Source organism: Chloroflexota bacterium (assembly GCA_011322445.1).
Taxonomy (GTDB): domain Bacteria; phylum Chloroflexota; class Anaerolineae; order Anaerolineales; family DRMV01; genus DRMV01.
Map to the genome: position 1 here is coordinate 89,539 of DRMV01000020.1, position 19,593 is coordinate 109,131.

The 19,593-nt window shown below is 64.7% G+C and carries 15 protein-coding genes and 1 pseudogene; 6 read left to right on the top strand and 10 right to left on the bottom strand.

All coding sequences use genetic code 11. From position 1 onward, the window contains the following. Positions 1-19: 19 nt before the first annotated feature. From ENJ54_03660 to ENJ54_03685, 6 genes and pseudogenes are all read right to left on the bottom strand, one after another. Complete coding sequence (locus tag ENJ54_03660) at positions 20-1,447, bottom strand: hypothetical protein (protein ID HFC08945.1); 1,428 nt, start codon at positions 1,445-1,447, stop codon at positions 20-22. 1,718 nt (positions 1,448-3,165) lie between these two features. Then, positions 3,166-3,816, bottom strand: a pseudogene (locus tag ENJ54_03665) (hypothetical protein). Positions 3,817-3,828: 12 nt separating this feature from the next. Then, entirely contained in the window at positions 3,829-4,668 is an 840-nt protein-coding gene (locus ENJ54_03670; GenBank protein HFC08946.1) for a hypothetical protein, read from the bottom strand. Positions 4,669-4,752: 84 nt separating this feature from the next. After that, positions 4,753-5,106, bottom strand: a complete 354-nt coding sequence (locus ENJ54_03675; GenBank protein HFC08947.1) for a response regulator — start codon at positions 5,104-5,106, stop codon at positions 4,753-4,755. 131 nt (positions 5,107-5,237) lie between these two features. After that, positions 5,238-7,232 carry a hypothetical protein gene (locus ENJ54_03680; GenBank protein ID HFC08948.1) on the bottom strand — a complete coding sequence of 665 codons (1,995 nt, stop codon included), beginning with the start codon at positions 7,230-7,232 and terminating at the stop codon, positions 5,238-5,240. Between the two features lies 1 nt (position 7,233). Continuing rightward, positions 7,234-7,914: a response regulator transcription factor gene (locus ENJ54_03685; GenBank protein HFC08949.1), complete on the bottom strand. Its 681-nt coding sequence runs from the start codon at positions 7,912-7,914 to the stop codon at positions 7,234-7,236. A 290-nt stretch (positions 7,915-8,204) separates the two neighbouring features. Between ENJ54_03685 and ENJ54_03690 the strand changes: the two genes are divergently transcribed. The 3 genes from ENJ54_03690 (at position 8,205) to ENJ54_03700 (ending at position 12,087) form a co-directional block, all read left to right on the top strand. Continuing rightward, a complete protein-coding gene (locus ENJ54_03690; GenBank protein HFC08950.1) occupies positions 8,205-8,711 on the top strand; it encodes a PadR family transcriptional regulator in 507 nt (168 codons plus the stop codon). A gap of 326 nt (positions 8,712-9,037) precedes the next feature. After that, positions 9,038-9,772 (top strand): ABC transporter ATP-binding protein, encoded by a 735-nt coding sequence (locus ENJ54_03695; GenBank protein HFC08951.1) that lies wholly within the window; start codon positions 9,038-9,040, stop codon positions 9,770-9,772. Beyond that, positions 9,769-12,087: an ABC transporter permease gene (locus ENJ54_03700; protein HFC08952.1), complete on the top strand. Its 2,319-nt coding sequence runs from the start codon at positions 9,769-9,771 to the stop codon at positions 12,085-12,087. Before ENJ54_03695 ends, ENJ54_03700 begins: the two co-directional genes overlap by 4 nt. Positions 12,088-12,140: 53 nt before the next feature. Here ENJ54_03700 and arcC read toward each other — a convergent pair whose 3' ends face one another. The 3 genes from arcC to pyrB form a co-directional block, all read right to left on the bottom strand. Beyond that, a complete protein-coding gene (arcC, locus tag ENJ54_03705; GenBank protein ID HFC08953.1) occupies positions 12,141-13,091 on the bottom strand; it encodes a carbamate kinase in 951 nt (316 codons plus the stop codon). A 123-nt stretch (positions 13,092-13,214) separates the two neighbouring features. Beyond that, on the bottom strand, positions 13,215-14,204 hold the full coding sequence (locus ENJ54_03710) for an ornithine carbamoyltransferase (GenBank protein ID HFC08954.1): 990 nt from the start codon (positions 14,202-14,204) through the stop codon (positions 13,215-13,217). A gap of 136 nt (positions 14,205-14,340) precedes the next feature. Then, on the bottom strand, positions 14,341-15,294 hold the full coding sequence (gene pyrB / locus ENJ54_03715; GenBank protein HFC08955.1) for an aspartate carbamoyltransferase: 954 nt from the start codon (positions 15,292-15,294) through the stop codon (positions 14,341-14,343). Positions 15,295-15,383: 89 nt separating this feature from the next. Between pyrB and ENJ54_03720 the strand changes: the two genes are divergently transcribed. From ENJ54_03720 to ENJ54_03730, 3 genes are read left to right on the top strand one after another with little or no spacing between them, the layout of a single operon-like run. Then, positions 15,384-16,274 carry a ribokinase gene (locus ENJ54_03720; protein HFC08956.1) on the top strand — a complete coding sequence of 297 codons (891 nt, stop codon included), beginning with the start codon at positions 15,384-15,386 and terminating at the stop codon, positions 16,272-16,274. 35 nt (positions 16,275-16,309) lie between these two features. After that, on the top strand, positions 16,310-17,143 hold the full coding sequence (locus ENJ54_03725) for a ParA family protein (GenBank protein HFC08957.1): 834 nt from the start codon (positions 16,310-16,312) through the stop codon (positions 17,141-17,143). A gap of 3 nt (positions 17,144-17,146) precedes the next feature. Continuing rightward, the gene (locus ENJ54_03730) at positions 17,147-18,001 is read left to right on the top strand and encodes a ParB/RepB/Spo0J family partition protein (GenBank protein ID HFC08958.1); all 855 of its coding nucleotides are present in this window, start codon (positions 17,147-17,149) and stop codon (positions 17,999-18,001) included. Between the two features lie 350 nt (positions 18,002-18,351). Here ENJ54_03730 and trpS read toward each other — a convergent pair whose 3' ends face one another. Then, complete coding sequence (gene trpS / locus ENJ54_03735; protein HFC08959.1) at positions 18,352-19,431, bottom strand: tryptophan--tRNA ligase; 1,080 nt, start codon at positions 19,429-19,431, stop codon at positions 18,352-18,354. Between the last annotated feature and the right edge of the window lie 162 nt (positions 19,432-19,593).

Consider the following 19,593-nt stretch of genomic DNA (forward strand, 5'->3'; position numbering starts at 1 on the left):
GGGGCAGCAGTGCCGTCCCCTACCCGTTCTCCATTCGCGGCTGCACGCGGAACACATGCACCACCGACTTGTCCTCGTCGGCCAGGCGCTCGATGATGTAAATCAGCCCCCGCTCGCGGTCGAAGGCCATGGCGCCCACCAGGTCGCGTTTGTACGCTTCCAGGTGGATGTGCGGGTCGAAGAGGACGTCGTCCAGCACCAGGGTGGCGTAAGGCTGGGGTTCCCAGGTTTCCTTTTCGCCGCGGGCCACCGCGACCAGGTCGGCGGGGTCGTAGAAGATGAGTTGCGCCTGGTAGCCCTCGGCCCAGTAGCCCCGGTCGTCGTAGGGCCAGTCGGGCACTTCGGGGCAGGTGGGCGGGTTTTGCTCCGCGCATTCGTAGGGCCACACCACGCCGTTGGCGAAGCCGTACCAGGACTGGCCCACGGCTTTGGTGCCCACGAAGACCACCGCGGCTTTGTCCCCGGCCGTGAGCCACGCGCCGCCCCACCAGTGATCCGCGTCGCCGTAGCCCTGCATGGCCGTGGTCTCGTCGCTGACGATGTCCGTAGCGCCGGGTTCCTGCCGGCCGTAGAGCAGCAGGGGCTGCACGGTGTGCAGCGTGGCGCCGGGCGCGGGCGGGTTGCCTTCCTGCCAGGGGGCTAAGGCGAAGAGGGCCGGGCCGCGGCCGCTCCAGGGGCCTTCGCGGGCCCGCCCCACCGCCAAGGCGCGGCCACCTAAAGCCGCAGCCCATGCCGGGGGAATGGCGAACATGTAGTCGTCGGTGACATAGGGGGAATACCCGTCGCACACCCACAGCCCATCGGCCGCGCCCTGGCTCAGGTTCAGCCCCCGCCGCCCCAAGGAGGGCTCGCCGAACTCCTGGAAGTGGGCGCCGAAGGTGAAGTACAGGTGGGCCTCCTGCTGGCCTTCCTGGGGCGGCAGGTAGGCCAGGCCCGCGCGGGGCAGGTCCACGGCCTGGGGGTCGAACAGGCCGCCGCTGAGGTCGGCGAAGGGCTGCAAGGTGGTGGCGGTGGGCAGGTCGTCCAGGTTGCGGGAGCGCACCGGCGCGGGGATGCTGATTTCCGAGACCTGCATCTCCTGGTCGTGGCCGAAGCCCATCAGCGAGCCGGGAAAGCCGTCGTCCGGGCCGTTGGGGTCGCCGCCGGGGATGTAGGTGAGCCCCTGGCCGCTGTAGGCCCAACTGGAGCCGCCCGAAGCATCGGGCAGGCGAAAAGCGCCTAAGTATTCCAGGTCTTGGGGCCGGATGCGCGCCGCGGTGGGTGCCGGGCCGCCCTCCTGGCCGGAAGGCGGGGCGGTAGCCGCCTCGAGGGCCGCGGTCATCGGGGGCGCGGTGGCCGGGCTTTGGGCCGGGTTCTGCGCCGGGGCTGCCGTGAGGGGCGTGCGGCCCAGGTTGCAACTCAGCAGGATGCCCAGGGTCAGCAGTACAAGGAAGTGGGGTTTGTTCATAAAACCTCCTTGGGCCGACAGATTTTCTGTAATTACCTGCGTGGTGGCAAAACGCCTCTGTCGGCGGTTTTTCTTTGGAGTGCGGCGACGAGTTGCCTGTCCTGAGTGCATCGAAGGGCCGCTTTCCAAAGCGGTGCCAAGGCACCGCACTCCGAAAAGGGCGTAGGGGCGACCCCGGCGGGGTCGCCCCTACGGGTGGGGGGAGGCCGCCGGGCATTCCCTTACGGGTACCGCGAAGGGCGCACGAGGAAATGCACATCGAGGTAAGGCCCGCGGATAACGCCTTGCTGGGGGGAACTCAAATCTCGCAGCATGGCAGGGGTGAAGGTAAAGACGGTGTAGGTATGCAACAGGGAATCGGCAAGTGTCCAGCAATCCCAGTCTGCCATCATGGCGCCGATAAAGATGGGTTGGCCGGGCTCGTAGGGCAAAACGATGGTGGTGGAATCGGGCATTTCGTAGTGGGGACACCCTTGACCGATGCAACTCTCGTTTTGGGTTTGCATCCAGCCGAAGATGTCGCGTTCGATGCTGAAAGTACCCCGCGTGAGGCGCGGCCCCAGGCGACATGCCCGGCCATGAGGCCTAAGGTGCCACAAGAAGTATTGGTGTTGCCCTCCGGTCTCAGCCCAGAATTCAGCGAATCCGACCGGCCCTACCGAATCACGGTTCCCTTCGTCGTTGGGCAGGTCGTGCACGCTTATGCCGGTGAAAGTGATGTGAACGCTGCTGATGCAGGGGAGGCCGTCCCATACCAAACGGTTGCTCCAGGGCGAGCAGATGAGCGCGCCGCCGTCGGGCGCGTTCCGGCAGGCCCGCATTTGCAGGGTGAGGTGCTCGTCGCAGGCGGGCTGCAAATCGCTCACGTCCAGCGAGCGCCAGGTAGGGTGAGAAATCGCCAAGGTCCAGCCCCAGTCGCTGTTCGAGGAATCCACCTTCAGTTCGAAGTGATTCAGCGCCTCTTCCTGCCCCTCCCACTGCCAGTGCAACTGGAAGGGACCGTCGCCTCGGGGGCCGAAGGTGAGGGACTCAAGCATGGGCGGCGGCAACGCGGCTTCCTCACAACTGGGGTGGCACACCCGATAGGTGCCCCACGCGCCGCCCAAGGTGATATCGTGGACGCGGCCATCCCAGGTCTCCGGCGCGTGGCGGCCGGTGACTACGCCCATCAACAGCGGGGGACGGCCTGCCTGGTGGGCCAAGCACTCCAGGCGCAGCCCCAGGGGTTCCCGCAGGTCGTGGCGGAAGCGCAAACTGAGAGTGTCGGAAGCGGTGCCGGGGCCGAAGACCTCGGCCGGCGACCAGACTTCCTCGCCTTCCCGGGCCATGGTGCGCTCAAACTCAAAGCGCACCGGTGGGTCGTCGTCCACACGCAGGTAGCAGAACAGGTCCACATACGGGGTGCCGTCGGTGTGCAGGGGCTGGAGGTCAATCTCCACCTGGCCGACCATGGGCGTGTCGGGGGAGAAGAAGCGCCCGGGGCCGGGATCCAGGGCAGGCTCGGCATCCGCGGGCGGGGGTTCGGCCGGCGGGCCGTCGCCGCCGGGGGGAATGCCGCCGTCACCACCGCCGGGCGGCTCCGCGGGTGGGCTGTCACCGTCTGGAGGCATGCCGCCCTCTCCGCCGGGGGGAACCACAGCGCCCGGTTCACCCGCAGGGGCGTCGTCGGCCAGGGCTTCTTCGGGCACAGGGCAGCCATCCATGCCCGCTCCCCACTCGGCGGGGCAGGCGTCGCGGGGGTCGGCCACGCCGTCAGCGTCGGCATCGGGGCAGCCGTCGGTGGTGGGGGCCGCCGGGGTATCAGGGCAGAGGTCGGCGGTGTCCAGCAAGCCGTCGCCATCGCGGTCGGCGGCGCTGGGGGCCGGGCAGCCGTCGCCCAGGCCGGCCTGGTCGGGGCAGGCGTCCGCCGCGTCGGCGATGCCGTCGTCGTCGCGGTCGGAGGAGGTCGTGGTGGTTGCGGTCACATGCACGCTGGCCAGGAAGGCTTTCCCCTGGGTGTTGTAGGCCCGTACCACCAGGGCGTGGGCCCCTTCTGCGGGAATCCAGACCGTTTCGATGGGCAAGGCGGTGGGGTGGGTGCCCGCCGGAGGGGTGATGGTGTGAAACAGGCGGCTATCCACCCAGAGTTCCACCCGGCCCACACCCTGGGATGAGCGGGCCATGGCCCGCACGGGGACCGTGTCGCCGGCGGTGAGTTGGGCGCCTTCCAGCGGGCTTTGGAAGAGCACTAAGCCGGGGGTGGTGGGGCGGCGGTTGAGTTGATAAAGCACGTACCCCCCGCCAAGGAGCACCAGGCCCCAAAGGAACAGCGCCAGACATCCCAGAGCCAGCAGCCCGGCTTTGTGTTTGGAAACTGTGGCGTTACCCATGATTGTCCTCCGTCAGGGGAGTTGGATGGTGAAATACCAGGGGGTGGACCAATTGCTGAAGTTGCCGGCGCCGTCTTGCGCCCGCACCATCCAGCGATAATGACCGCCGCATTGCACCTGCACGGCGACCTGGCGTTCTTTCAAGGGGCCATACCCGGCAACCGGTTGCCATTGGTTGGCCTGGGTTTCCATTTCCAGTTTGACATAGTAGCCTGCTACGCCACTGGGGTCGTCCACCGGAAGCCAGACTAAGGTCTGCTCGGAGCGGCAGGCGAAGGTGGAGCCGTCCATAGGCGCAAAGGGTTGCGGTGCGGGTGGCGGCGTGGTGTCCGGCGTTGGGGTGAAGGTGGGCGTGGCGGTGGGGGTGGGAGTGAAAGTGGGCGTGGGGGTGAGAGTGAGGGTAGGCGTTGGAGTCAGTGTGGGCGTGATGGAAGTTGGAGTAGGCGGCAGGGTGGTCGCCGTAGCCACGGTGGGCACCGGCGTTGGCCCGGTGACTTCAATGGTGACCGAGGCTGCCGGGCCGCGTTGCCCCTGGGCATCGGTGAGATACACGGCCAGGGTGTACGTGCCAGGAGCGGGGGGCACCCACGCCTGCTCCAGGGAGCCAAAATCATCGCCGGGCGTGGGGAAGGCATCGCGGCGATAGGCCACCCCGTTGACCAGCAGGGTGATTTCGGCCACCCCGGCAGGCGCGTAATGGTGGGAAAGCACGGTCACGGCCTCGCCCACGGCAAAGGTGTCGCCGGATAGGGGATAATCCATCCACGATTGCGGGCCGGGGGCCGCTGTGCGGCTACACGCGGTCACCGCGAAGACGAGCATCACGAGCCATAGCCAACGGTATCGGTTCATGGGTTTTCCTCCTTGGGGGAAGGGTGAGATCCATCTTCCACGCTGGCCGAAAAGAGGGATCGCTTCGCTCCAGCGGGGGTGTCCTCACCTCTCCTCTCGCAGCCAGCCGCGCACGGCCGCCAGGTCCAGGTCATCTTTGGCGTAGAAGGCTTCGGCCCCGACCGCAGCCGCTGCGGCCGCGAATTGCGGGTAGGCGCTCACCAGCACGATCCGCAGGCCGGGGCAGCGTTCCCGCAGCAGGCGCCCGCCTTCCAGGCCGTTGGTGCCGGGCAGCAGAACATCCACCACGGCCAGGTCGTAAGCGCAGCCAGCCATCCGCGCTAAGGCCTGGGGAATGTCGGCGGCGGTGTGCACCCGCGCCGCACCGGCCCGGCGCAACAGGTCAGCCAGTTGATTGCGAAAGGCAGGGTTGTCGTCGATGATGAGCACCTGAGACATAAGGACTCCGGGCAAGGCGGTCACGACACTTGCCCTTTTACCTTAGCCTTTTCCCCCTGAAAGCGCATCGGCGCGGCGTACCGTTTGAGGTACTAACTTGAGAACGAGAACATGGTACCGGGGTACCGGCATCACGTGGCGTCTGGCCAGGGCCATTGCACCCGCAGGTGGGTGCCTTCGCCGGGAGCCGTGGTGAGGGTGAGGCGCCCGCCGATGAGTTCTACCCGCTCACGGATGCCCGCTAAGCCAAAGTGCCCCTGGGTGGTCAGGTCGTTCAGGGCTGCGGGCGGCGCAAAACCCTGCCCGTCGTCGGCGATGGTCATCTCCAGCCGCCGGCCGTCCCAGCGCAGGGCCAGGGAAGCGTGGGCGGCCTGGGCATGGCGGGCGATGTTGGTCAGGGCCTCCTGGGCAATGCGGAAGAGGTTGACGGCCACCTCGTCGGGGAGGGCGCGCAGCCCGATTTCATCCTCCGGCAGGTGCAGGGTCAGGGGAAGGCCGTACTGCTGCTCCCAGGCTGCACCGTAAGTCCGCAGGGAAGCGGCCAGCCCTAACGTATCCAGCATGGGCGGCCGCAGTTCGGTGCACACTAAGCGCAGTTCATGGATGAGTTCGCGCACTTCCCCGCGGAGGTGATCCACTGCCGAGACCATGCCCGGCGGCAGGTCGCCTGTCTCGCGCAGCAGACCCAGGCGCAGGTTGAGGCTCACCAGGGCCTGGATGGGGCCGTCGTGGATGTCGCGGGCCAGGCGGGCCCGCTCGGCTTCCCGCGAGCGCAGCAGTTGGTGTTGCAGCCGCTGCTGGGCCTGCTGGCTGGCGCGGATTTCCTCCAGTTGGCGCTCCAGGGTTTCGATGAGCGCCACATTGCTCAGCGCGATTTCAGCCTGGGCGGCCACGGTGTGCAGGATGCGTATGTCCAGGGCCGAAAGGGGTTCGCCGTCGCCGTGGCTGCCTACCCACCAGCGCGCCGGGAGGTGGAAGGCATACTCGAATTCGGCCCACGCTGGCTGCGGGGGAGTGCTTTGCGTGGCTTCCCCCAGCCACAGGTGAGCGTGGCGCACCTTCATGGCCGCGGGCACCTGCCGGGCGAGGATGTCCACCACCGCGGCCCGCGTGCTGGCCCGCTGCAAGGCCGCGCTGGCTCCCTCGACCACCGTAGGGAAGTCGTACCAGCCGCCGTAGAGCAGGCGGTCTACCTTCTGCTGTACATAGCGGCGCGCGGTCTGAAACGATGCCCCCACCAGCAGCGTCAGGGCCGAGACCAGCACCAGTTGCAGCGGCTGGGTCAGGGGATGCCAGAGGGAAAAGAGGATGAAGGGTACCAGGTAGATGGTCAGGATGGTCAGGGAGAGGACCAGGTACACTAAGGCCCGGTTGACCCATTGCCTCAACCCCAGCAGGCGGCCGCGGGTGATGGCGTAGGCGTAACTCAAGGGCGTGACGGCCAGCAGGGCCGCCAGCCCCCAGGTGGGCAAGCGGGAAGGTTGCTGGGCCAGGGTGGGCAACAGGTCGCCCAGGAGCACTGTCAAGGCCGGAAGGGCGGTTCCCACGACGATGATGCGCTGGTGGCGTTGTTCCGCCGGAGTGTTCCCACGGCGATAGCGCCCGATGAGCACGCCGTTGGCGACCAGCAGCATCCCCACGGTGAGCAGGATGCCGCCTGCCCACCAGGGCGCCACCTGGGGCAGCCAGGCCAATGCGTTCACCGCAGCCAGGCCATAGGCCGCACCCAGCACCCGGCGGCGCTGGACGACTGCTCCCCACAGGCGGGGGAAACTCAGGTGCAGGTGCAGCAGCAGGGGGGCGGTGGCGTGAAGGGCGAACACGCTGATGGTCATGGTGCGGAAGGGGGCTTGGTGCGGGTCGGGGAAGGCAAAGGGTGCCCAGAGGGTCAGGCCCAGGGTTTGGGAGGCAAGAAAGAGCAGGCGGGCGTCTAAGCGGTGGGCGTAGAAGAGCAGGGTCACGCTGCCCGAAAGCCAGTACACCAGCGCCAGCAGCGTGGCGGGGAGCCAGTAAGCGGTGCGCACCGCCGGGGGGAGCAGCAGCCACGCGGCGCGCCCCTCCGTGAGCAGAAACAGAGGAATGCCCAGCATCGCGAAGGCATACAGCACCCGCGTTGGGCCGCGCATGTCAGGATTCCCCCAGGCTGACCCAGCCCCGCTCGATGGCCAGGCGCATGGCCTCGGTGCGGGAACGCACCCCCAGTTTGGCGTAGATGGCGCTGATGTGGTTCTGCACGGTGCGTTTGGTGATGACCAGCCGCGCGGCGATGGCGGCGTTGTCCAGCCCCTGGGCCAGCAGGCGCAGCACCTCAGCCTCGCGCCGGGTCAGCGGCGGCACGGGCCCGGAGGACGACGGCGAGGATGGGGCCGCGGCCTCGGCGCGCAGGCGGCGCACCACCTGGGTGGCGACCGAGGGACTGAGCCAGGTTTCCCCCCGGGCTACGGCGCGCACCGCGTGGGGCAGCACTTCCAGGGCCTCGTCTTTGAGCACATAGCCCTGGGCACCTTCGCGCAGCAGGGTGAGCATCAGCGTTTCGTCGCGCGCCGCGGTGAGCACCAGCACGGCCACGGGGTAGCCCAGATGGCGCAATCGCCGGAGCACTTCCAGGCCGTTCATGTCGGGCAAATGCAGGTCGAGCACCAGCACCTCGGGCCGGTGGTCGGACACCAAGCGCAGGGCCTCGGCCCCGGTGGTTCCCGCGGCTACTACTTCCACCTCGGTGGCCCTTTCCAGCACGCTCTTCAGACCGGCCAGCACCACGGGGTGGTCGTCCACCAGCACGGCCCGCACTCGAGGAGATTTGTTCATAATCTCATCATAGCATAAAGGCGGCCTTCCTGCACGCGCGTGGGCAAGTAGTGACCGTGCCAAATCGGGTGGAAAAGTTCTGTATGTGGCCAAACGCTGATAGTGCCCCCGTACATCTTCTTTTTAGAGCAAGTAAACCACCCCCTCGCGCCGGGCGCGAGCATCCAGCGCCAGCGCCAAGTTTAGAAAGCGTATCCGATTGTCTTCCCGCTTGAACCCCCTCATTTTTTCTCTTGACCTTTCTCTTTGTTCAATATATACTGAGTATGCAGTACATACGGAGTAGGCATATGCTTAAATACGCCCTTTTAGGATTACTGGACGAAGCGCCGCGCCACGGATATGACCTCAAGCAGGCCTTCGAGGCCATGTTAGGCCATACCTGGTCGGTCAACATTGGCCAGATTTACAGCACGTTAGCCCGCTTAGAGCGCGATGGCCTGGTAACCTGCCACGAGGTGCCACAGGAACTGCTGCCCAACCGCAAGGTATGCTCGCTCACCGAGCAGGGGCGCGCCGCCCTCGCCCGCTGGCTGGCTGAACCCGCGCGGCCTTCCGCCCGCCTGCGGGTGGATTTTTACCTCAAACTACTCCTCGCCCGCCGCTCCGGCGCGGCTGATCTGCAAACCCTCATTTGGCAGCAGCGCCAAACCCTCCTGCAGGCCATGGCCGACCTCACCCCCTTGCTCACCGACCCCGACGAGGAGCGCCGCCTCCTGGCCGAGGGCTTACAGTTGCACTTGGAGGCTGATTTGAAATGGTTGGAACGATGTGAGGAAGAGTTGTTGAGGGAGTGAGGTACTGAGGGATTGAGGGATTGAGGGATTAAGGTGCTGAGGTGAATGGGCTGTGGTGGCTCTTAATCTCCTCTGCGCCCTTGGCGTCATCATCCACCGATTGACACAGATTTACACCGATTGAGCAAGAAAACCACAGAGGACACAGAAATTTACAGAGAACACAGAAAAAACTTTTCTTTGCGTTCTTTGCTTTCTCTGCGTCTCTGCGTTTCCCTTGGCGTCCTTTGTGCCCTTGGCGCCCTTGGCGACCCCTTGACACACAAAAAAATCCACAATCGTCCACCATCATCCGCGCCCAACTTTCCCATTCAGGAGGTATCACCATGCCGGTACTGGAAGCCCATAACCTGCAAAAGACCTACCGCAACGACGGCGTTGCCGTGCCCGCGCTGCGCGGCGTCGACCTGAGCGTGGAACCCGGTGAATTCGTGGCCGTGATGGGGCCTTCGGGCTGCGGCAAGTCCACCCTGCTGCACCTGCTGGCCGGGCTGGACATCCCCACCGGGGGCGAGGTGGTGCTGGACGGCCATCGGCTGAACGACTTGAACGAATCGCAGCGGGCTATCTTGCGCCGCCGCACCGTGGGGTTCGTGTTCCAGGCCTACAACCTGATCCCCAACCTCACCGTGGCCGACAACGTGGACTTGCCCGGCCTGCTGGCGGGGCGCCCGGCCGCTGAGGTGGCCCACAGGCGGGACGAGTTGCTGGCGGCCTTGGGCCTGGCCGACAAGGCGGACGCCTTCCCCAGCCAACTCTCCGGCGGGCAGCAGCAGCGGGCGGCTATCGCCCGCGCGCTCATCAACACTCCCACCGTCCTCTTAGCCGATGAGCCCACGGGCAACCTGGACTCCCGCAGCGGCAACGAGGTGCTCGCGCTCTTCCGCCGCTTCAACACCGAAGGCCAGACCATCTTGCTGGTGACCCACGACCCCAAAGTCGCCAGTTTCGCCCGACGGGTGATTTTCATGCGCGACGGCCGCTTCGTCTCCGAAATGCACACCGCGGGCGGCGGCGACCCCGCGCAGGTCATCGCCAAACTGGTGGAGGTGGAACGATGAAAGCCGTATGGCGTGCCATCCGCGCCAATTTGCGCTCGCGCAAAGGCCAGCACCTGCTGGTTTTCCTCACCTTAGCCGCGGCGGCCTTGCTGCTGGTGGTGGCCGTGTTCGGCTACTTTTCCGGCTATCGGATCTACGACCGCCTGATGGCCTCCACCAACGGCGCGCACATCTGGCTCAGCGTTGATGGCAAGACGGTCTCGGCGGAGGAAGTGCGCCGCGCCGTCCACGCCAACCCCGAAGTCACCGCCGCCACCGAGCCGATGGCAACCTTCCGCGCCACGGTGGAGGCGGCAAACGGCAAAAAAGCCGGGGTGTTGCTGCGCGACCTGAACCCCAACCGCAAAATCGCCCGCCTGCTGTGGGTGAAAGGCCGCGCGCCCAAGCCTGCTTCCGCCGAAATCGCGCTGGATAACAACCTCGCCCGCGCCTTGGGCGTGCATGTGGGCGACACGGTGAAAGTGTGGCTTGGCAAAACGCCCAACACTTTCACCGTGAGCGGCACCTTCATCACCTCAGAATTCTGCGATTATCCCAACTGCAAGCCCGCCCGCGCTTACACGGGGGAAGGGACGTTGGCCGCGGCCATGAAGGCGCACGGGGTGAGGCCTGACTCGTGGGATGTAGGCCTGCAAATTCGCCAGCCTGAGCGCGCGGAGGCGGTTTTGGAAGCCCTGCGCCACGCCTTCCCTGCAGACGCAACGGTGGAAGGCTACACCTGGCTCCTGATACGCCGCTTGGCGGGCTTTGGGCAACAAATGCAGTCGGTGTTTGTGCTGGCCTTTGCCGTGATGGCCCTCGTGGTGGCCGGTTTTCTGATTGCCAACGCGGTGGCCGGCGCGCTCCGCTCGCAGACCCGGCAGATCGGCCTGCTACGGGCGGTGGGCTTCACCAACGGGCAACTGTCGCTGATGTACTTGGGCGAATATCTGCTCATTGCGCTGAGCGCGGCGGCCGTGGGCATGGCTGCGGGCATCCCCATTTCCCGCGGGGTGTTTGCCCAACTGGCCGAGACCTACGCGGTGGGCACGCCTTTGCCGCCGCTGGGAGCGCTTTTGGCCGTGCTGGCCGCGATTTTGGCGCTGGTGGGGCTGGCCGCGGCCTTCCCCCTGCGGCGCATCGCCCGCTTGGACACGGTGACCGCCATCCGCCAAGGCATGGAGCCGCCGCGCCGCCGTCCGGTGCGCCTGCCCCGCCTGCCTTTCCCCATTGCCTATGGCCTGACCAGCCTGTTCGCGACGCCCACCCGCACCGCGCTCACCTCGTTGGGGCTGGCCGTGGGCGCGCTGGCCATCGCGGTAGCCCTTTCCCTCGGCGCAACCGTTGCCGAGTTCACCCGCGACCCTATGGGGATGGGCATCGTCCCCAACGCCGACCTCGCGATCTGGGCGGAGAATGGCATTTCGTCCAGCAAGGTGATCGCGGCAGTGGAAGGGCGCGACGATGTGCTGGCATACGCGTGTCAGGCCATGACCGGCGTGCGGTTGAAGGGCGGGAAGCGCGACCTCTACCCCCGATTAATTTGCGGCGATTGGGACCTGTTTGCCAACATGCTGCTGGAAGGGCGGCTGCCGCAGGCAGAAGACGAAGCCGTAGCGGCCTACACCATCTTCCATCAGCACGGCTGGCATTTGGGCGACAAGGTGGTCATCGTGGCAAAGGGGCAGGAACACACCTTCCGCATTGTGGGCGTTTACCGCGATATAAACAACCTCGGGCAGATGTTCCTGCTTCCACTGCGTGCTTTCCCGCAAGAGGCGCCCAACCTGATTTACATCAAACTCAAACCCAACGCTGACCCCAATGCGGTGCTGGCCGACCTCAAAAGCCAATTCGGCGAAAGGCTTGACGGCGAAGTGTTGCAAAACATTTTCAAAAATGACGACTCGGGAAGAGATATCGGGAAAATCTTGAAGACCACGGTGATCGTGCTTTCGGTGTTGCTGGGGCTGCTGACCGCGGTGGGGGTGCTGAGCAGTTTGAGCCTGAGCGTGGCCGAAGAGCGGCGCACGGTGGGCATTTTGAAAGCGTTAGGCATGACGCGAGGGCAGGTGCTGCTGACGCTGCTCAGTGCGGCGGCCGCGATGGCGGTGGTTGGCTACGGGGTGGGCGCGCCCCTGGGCGTGGCAGCGGCCAAAGCGCTGTTCGACGCGCTGGCGCGAATGACGGGGCTGGGGCCCATCCCTGTGCCTGCCGACGCGGTGGGGCTGGCATTGCTGCTGCCGGGCATGGTGGCGGTGGCCGCGCTAGGGGCCTACCTGCCCGCGCGGCGGGCTTCCCGCCTGCCGGTGGTTGAAGTGCTGCGGGAGGAGTAAGGAGGCAGAAAAAAGGCCTCTGGGCATTTCCAGAGGCCAGTGTGTTTATGCCCTCAGGGCACAATCCAGGTGCCGGTCTCGCCACGCAACGCCGCGGGGATGTGTTCGGGGTCGGTAATCAGCGCCTTGCCGTTGGGTACGGCCTTCAGGTAGCGCAAAATGGCCTCGATTTTCGGCTTCATGCTGCCGGGCTTGAAATGGCCCTCGGCCAGGTACTTTTCGGCCTCGGCCACGGTCATCTTGTCCAGCCACTGCTGGTTGGGCTTGCCAAAGTTGAGCGCCACTTTTTCCACGGCGGTGGAAATCAGGAACAGGTCCACCTTCATGGAAATTGCCAGCAGCGCCGAGGCAAAGTCCTTGTCGATGACCGCTTCCACGCCTTCCAGTTCGCCCTTTTCGTTCTCGACGACCGGAATGCCGCCGCCGCCCACGGCAACCACGGTGAACTTGTTTTCCACTAAGGTGCGGATGGCATCCAGTTCGATGATTTTCTTGGGGTTGGGGGAAGGCACCACCCGCCGCCAGCCGCGGCCGGCGTCTTCCATCACGTGCCAGCCCTGCGCCATGCGCTGTTTGGCGGTTTCCTCGTCCATGAACGAGCCGATGGGCTTGCTGGGGTGCTCGAAAGCCGGGTCGTCCTTGTCCACCAGCACCTGGGTGACCACGGTAGCAGCCTGGTTGCTCATGCCGCGGCGCTTGAATTCGTTGTGCAGCGCCTTCTGGAACATGTAGCCGATCGCGCCCTGGGTGTCGGCACCGCAGGAATCCAGCGGCACGGTATGCAGTTCGTGGGCGGCCAGTTCGGCGCGCCGCAAAATGAAGCCCACCTGCGGCCCGTTGCCGTGCGTGATGACCACGTCCCAGCCGCTGGCAATCATCTCGGTGATGTGGTGCATGGTCTCTTTGGCCGCAGCATACTGGTCGGGGATGGTCTTGTGCTGCTTGTCTTTGATGAGAGCATTGCCGCCAACGGCAACAACGGCAACTTTACGCTCGGTGCTCATGAAACCTCCTTTGGGGAAAGCAATCCACAAATTTCACAGATCAGCACAGATTTTTCTGTGGAATCTGCGTAATCTGCGGTTTCAAAATCCAATCGGTGAAAATCTGTGCCAATCTGTGGATGCCTATCGCATGGTCAGCGCCATCACGGCCTTCTGGACGTGCAGGCGGTTTTCGGCCTCGTCGAAGACCACCGAGTGCGGGCCATCCAGCACCTCGCTGGTGACCTCAATGTCACGGTCGGCGGGCAAGGGGTGCATGTAAATGGCGTCGTCTTTCGCCAGCGCCATCTTCCGCGCATCCATAATCCAGTGCTTGTACTGATCCTGAATGCGCTTGCCTTCGTCGGGGTCGGTGGTGGTCATCAGCGGGCCCCACGATTTGGCATACACCACGTCGGCGTCTTTCATCGCCTCTTCCATGCCGTTGGGGTCGGAAATCACCTCAAACGACGAGCCGTACTTGGCCGCCTGCGCCTTGGCCTGCTCGACGATGTCGGGCATCAGGCCAAATTCCGGCGGGTGCGCCAGGGTCACATCCATGCCGAAGCGGGTCATCTGCAAAATCAGCGATTGCGGCACGGAAATCGGCTTGAGGTACGACGAGGCGTAAGCCCAGGAAACCACCAGTTTCTTGCGCCGCAGGTCACGCCCCTTCTTTTCCATCATGGTCATCAGGTCGGCCAAGATCTGGAAGGGGTGATAGATTTCGCACTGCATGTTGAACACCGGCACGCGGGAAGCCTCGGCAACATGGTTGATGTAGCGGTTGCCCACGCCCCAGGTCACATGGCGGATGGCGATGCCGTCGAAGTAGCGGCCAAAGATCTCGCCGAGTTCGCGCTCGGTGTCGCCGTGGGAAATCTGGGTGGTACGGCTTTCAATGAAGGCCGCATGGCCGCCCAACTGGTCAATGCCAGCCTCGAAAGAGCCACGGGTGCGGGTGCTGGGGAAGAAGAACAACATCGCCAGCACCTTGTCGCGCAGGTAAGCATGGGGTTCGCCCAAAGCGCGCTTGCGCTTCAGGTCCCAGGCCACCTCGAGAACGGTTTCCACTTCCTCTTTGCTGAAGTCCAGGTCGCCAATCAGGTCGCGACCGCGCAGATCGGTTTGCATGATAGTCTCCTTAGTCAGTTAGTCAGGTAGTCGTTTAGTCGAGTAGTCGGTTAGTCAGGTAGTCGTTTAGTCGGGTAGTCGGCACCAGGCGACTACCCGACTATCAGACTACCGGACTGTCAGACTATTTGACTATTTATTCCATCGCCCCGAGCACCAATGCCAGCAATGCCATGCGCATCACCACGCCGTTGAAGGCTTCCTGCCAGTAGCGAGCCCAGCGGGTGCCATCCACATCGGTGGGGATTTCATCCATCCGCGGGAAGGAGTGCAGCAAGATGGCGTCGGGCTTGGCTTTGGTTTCCAGCAGTTCTTTGGTGATTTTGTAGTTGGGCGGTGTCAGGCCCACATCGCCGGTGCGCTCGTCGCGCGGCTTGGTGTAGTCGGGCTGCACCACGGGCTCGACCAGAATCACATCGGCCTCGTGAATCACCTGCTCGATGTGTTCGGCTTCCTTGAAGTTGAGCCCCATTTCCTTGATTTCGGCCTTGAACTCGTCGGTGAGGCTCATTTCGGGCGGGGCGATGAAAGTGATGGGGCAGTCGAACTTGGTGAGGGCATAGGCGAGGGAGTGCATGGTGCGCATGCGCATATCGCCTACGGCCACCCAGGTGAGGCCATCGATGCGGCCTTTTTCGCGGTAAACGGTGTAGAGGTCGGTCAGGATCTGGGTGGGGTGTTCGCCCCAGCCGTCGCCGCCGTTGATAATCGGAATGGAAGCCCACTTGGCGGCTTCGGCGGGTGCGCCCTGCTGGAAGTGGCGCATCACGATGACGTCGCCGTAGTATTCCAGCATGCGGACAGTGTCTTTGATAGACTCGCGGTAGAAGTCGCCGGCGCGAGTCATCTTGGGGTCGGCAAAGCCGGTGACCTTGCCGCCCAGGCGCAGCATCGCGGCTTCGTGCGCCAGGCGGGTGCGGGTGGAGGGCTGATAGAAAGCGGTGACCAGTGTCTTGTCTTTGAGCAGATCCACATTCTTGCGATTGCGAGCAATCGGCTCCAACTGTTCGGCGACCTCGAACGTGCGGAAGAACTCGCTCCGCTCGAAGTCTTTCAAAGAAAGGATGTCACGGCCGAGGAAACTGCGCATAGGATTACCTCCAAAAAACAATAGAATCGCCCTTCTGGGTCGTGGTTTAGTCTACCACTACCTTCATTGGGAGGGAAGGGTAGCCAGCGATAAAAAATGGGAGGATTGCGCCAGGCCACCCACCCCCACGTGGCCTTTCCATCGTGTATAATTCCTCTGTGCACACCCCCAATTACCTCGCCATCGGGCACATCAGCCGCGACCTGACGCCGGAAGGCCCTCGCTTAGGCGGCAGTGTGGCCTACGCCGCCCGCACAGCCCAGGCTTTCGGGTTGCAGTCCGCCATCGTCACGGCCTGCGGCCCCGACACCTCCCTCAGCGGTGCCCTGGAAGGCATCGCCGTCCACTGCGTGCCCTCAAACGCCACCACCACCTTTGTGCTGGAAAGCACACCGCAAGGGCGGCGACTGGCGCTCCAGGCACAGGCAGCGCCACTGAAGTGGGAAAGCATCCCTGCGGCGTGGCAGCGTGCCCCGCTGGTGCATCTGGCCCCGGTGGCCGCCGAGTTGCCCCCAGGGCTGGCCGCCCGCTTCGCCGGCCGCTTCGTGGGCGTCACCCCCCAGGGCTGGCTGCGCGCCTGGGGAGATGACGGTATCATCCGCCCCACGGCATGGCCCGAAGCCAAAACCGTACTCGCCCAAGCCACCGCTGCCGTCCTCAGCCTGGAAGACCTGGGCGGTGACGAAAGCCGCATTCCCCCTTTGGCCGAGATGGTGCCGGTGCTGGTGGTCACGCGGGGGGCGGCTGGCGCCACCCTCCACTGGCAGGGCCAAGCCCACACCATCCCGGCCCCACCCGCGCGCCCCACCGACACCACCGGCGCGGGCGACATCTTCGCTGCGGCCTTCTTCATCCGTCTGTACCACACCCGCGACCCGCTGGCCGCGGCTCGCTTTGCCAGCCAGGTGGCCGCCCTCTCGGTGCAGCGCCCTGGCCTTGCCGCCCCCCCTACCCCCGATGAAATCCGCGCCCTGCTGTAAGGCATCCAAAACCTGAGGTTCCACTCGGAGTGCCTATGTCTCGTATTTACACCCTTGTCAACCAAAAAGGCGGCGTCGGCAAGACCACCACCGCCATCAACCTCGGCGCCTACCTGGCCTACTACGGCCAGCGGGTGCTGCTGGTGGATCTGGACCCGCAAGGCAATGCCACCTCCAGCCTGGGAGTGGACAAATACCGCCTGCGCGGCGGCACCTACGAAGTGCTGCTGGGCGCCTCCCCGGCCGCGCCGCTTGTGCTGCACAACCCGCGCCTCAAAATGTCGCTGCTGCCCGCCTCGCCCGCCCTGGCAGGCGCCGAGGTGGAACTGGTCAACGAACTGGGGCGGGAAACCCGCCTGCGCCGGGCGCTGGAGCCCATTGCCGACCGCTACGATTACATCCTCATCGACTGCCCGCCTTCCCTCGGGCTGTTGACCATCAACGGGCTGGTCGCCGCGCAAGATGGCGTCATCATTCCGGTGCAGTGTGAGTACCTGGCGCTGGAAGGGCTGGGGCTGCTGACGCAAACCTTAGACAAGGTGCGCTCGGCGCTCTTCCCCGAACTGGCGGTGCGGGGCGTGGTGCTGACGATGTACGACGGGCGCACCAACCTTGCAGGCGATGTCGTGGCCGAAGTGCAAAAACACTTCCCCGACAAGGTCTTTCACGCCATCATCCCCCGCAGCGTGCGGCTGGCCGAAGCGCCATCCTACGGCGTGCCGGTTTCGGCCTATGCGCCCCAATCGCGGGGGGCACGCGCCTATGCCGCCTTAGCACGGGAACTTCTGGAAGGCGACGGGCTGACCGTACCCACTTTAGCCGAACCCACGGCCGATAGCCGCGCCGCCGATGCCTTCCGCGGGGAGTAAACCATGGCACGCAAACGTTCCGGACTCGGCAAAGGGCTGGACGCCCTCATCCCCGGCGGGGAAAGCCGCCTGCCGGGTAACAGCGTGGCGCTGCTGCCGGTGGACGCCATCCGCCCCAACCCGCGTCAGCCGCGCAGCCACTTTTCAGAAGAGGCGCTGGACGAACTGGCGGCCTCCATTCGCGAGCATGGCGTCATCCAGCCCCTCATCGTGGCACAGGCGCCCGAGGGCGAGGGCTATGTGCTCATCGCCGGCGAGCGGCGGCTGCAGGCAGCCAAACGCGCCGGACTGACGCGCGTGCCGGCGCTGGTGCGGGAAGCCAGTGAGCAGCAGTTGCTGGAACTGGCGCTCATCGAAAACGTCCAGCGCGCCGACCTCAACCCCCTGGAAACCGCCGAAGCCTACCGCCAGTTGCACGAGGAATTTGGCCTTTCGCACGAAGAAATTGCCCGCCGGGTGGGCAAAAGCCGGGTCGCGGTCAGCAACACCCTCCGGCTGCTGAAACTGCCCCCCGCGGTGCAGAAGGCCCTGCTGGAAGGGCGCATCACAGAGGGCCACGCCCGCGCCCTGTTGGGGCTGGCTTCCCCCGAAGCCCAGGAAGCCGCCTTGCGCACCGTCGAAAACAAACGCCTGACCGTGCGGCAAACCGAAGAACTCGTGCGCCGCCTGCAAGGGGAACGCCCCAGCGCCCGCCCCCGCCAAACTGCAGCCCCCGAACTGCGCGACCTGGAAGCCCGCCTGGAAACCACCCTCGGCACGCGTGTGCGCCTGACCCGCACGCGCAAAGGGGGGGCAATTACGATTTACTACTACTCCGACGAAGAACTGGAAGCCTTGCTCCACAAACTGGGGGGATAACAGGGAAACGCAAAGATGCCAAAAAGCGCTGTCCTTTGACGACACACACCCCACCATTAGAAAAAATGCAAAAAAGGGCGAGTCGGCGACTCGCCCTTGCCCTTACAAACATGGGCTTCAGGTCACGCGTTTCGACTGCGATTGCTCCGCAATCTCCGCTCAACGCGTTGTTCGTGGCGTTTCGTGCTGAGCGGAGCGTCCTTCGACTTCAGCGCTCGCACTGAGCCGCGTCGAAGTGCTCACGCTTCCACTCAGGGCGGGAGCGAGGACGAAGGACCAAACGCTGCCGGAGCGGTTATCCGAAACTGGGGTTTATTGTGCTATCGGCGCCTGGGGAAGTCTCGCGCTCATCAGCCTTCCAGCGCGCTGGGGGGAGACTCCTCCAAATCCAGCCGATGCTTCAGGTTCAGCCCGTACATCCCCATCGCCTCGCGCACCAATGCCAGGGTCTCGCGGGCTTCCTGCCGCATCCGGCGGGTACCTTCCATGAGAATCTCTTCCACCAGTTCAGGCTTGCTCTCGTATTGCGCCCGCCGCTCCCGGAAGGGTTCCAGGAAATTGTTCAGCGCCCGCGCCAGTTTCTGCTTGACTTCCACATCGCCCACCTTGCCCTGGCGATAGCGCGCCTTGAGGTCTTCCACTTCTTCCTTGTTGGGGTTGAAGATATCGTGGTAGCGGAAGACGACATTGGTGGGCTTGTCGGGGTCGGCCGGGATGTCGGGACGCACGCGGGTGGGGTCGGTGAACATGCGGCGCACCTTCGCGTTGACCTCTTCTTCGCTGTCGGAGAGGAAAATGGCGTTGTTCAGGCTCTTGCTCATCTTGGCCTGCCCGTCGATGCCGATGAGGGTCGGCACCTCGCCAATGAGCGCCTTCGGCAACGGGAAGACCTCGCCATACATGCGGTTGAAGCGGCGAGCGATTTCGCGGGTGATTTCCACATGGGCTTCGTTATCCTTGCCCACAGGCACCAGATGGGCGCGCGGCAGCAGAATATCCACCGCCTGCAGCACAGGGTAGCCCACCAGCCCAAAGGGAATCGCCTCGTCGTCCATCTGGGCGGCGCGGGCCATATCTTTGATGCTGGGCAGGCGCGTCAGCCGCGGTAAAGTGACCAACATCTCAAAAATCAGGTTGAGTTCATAGGTTTCGGGCACCGCCGACTGCACGAAAATAGTGCTCTTTGCGGGGTCAATGCCGGCCGCGAGGTAATCGAGCACAATATCGTGAATGTTCTGACGCAGTTGGGCAATTTCGGCCTTGGACGACTTGGTCGTGAGAGTGTGCAGGTCGGCGATGATGAAGAAGCATTCGTATTCGTCTTGCAGGGCAACGCGGTTCTTCAGACTGCCGACGTAATGGCCGAGGTGCAGTTTGCCGGTCGGTCGGTCGCCGGTGAGCAGGCGTTTTTTGGGTTTTGCATCGCTCATGAAGGAACCTCCAAAGGGGAAAAATCAACGAGGGGTGTTGCAGTATTCCGGTGTCAGGCGCTTCAGTGGCAAGGGCTGCGGTGTCGAACCATCTACGGCGCGGGCGCTGGGGGCTCAGGGGAAACAAAAACACGCCCGCCCCACTGGGGACGAACGCGTAAC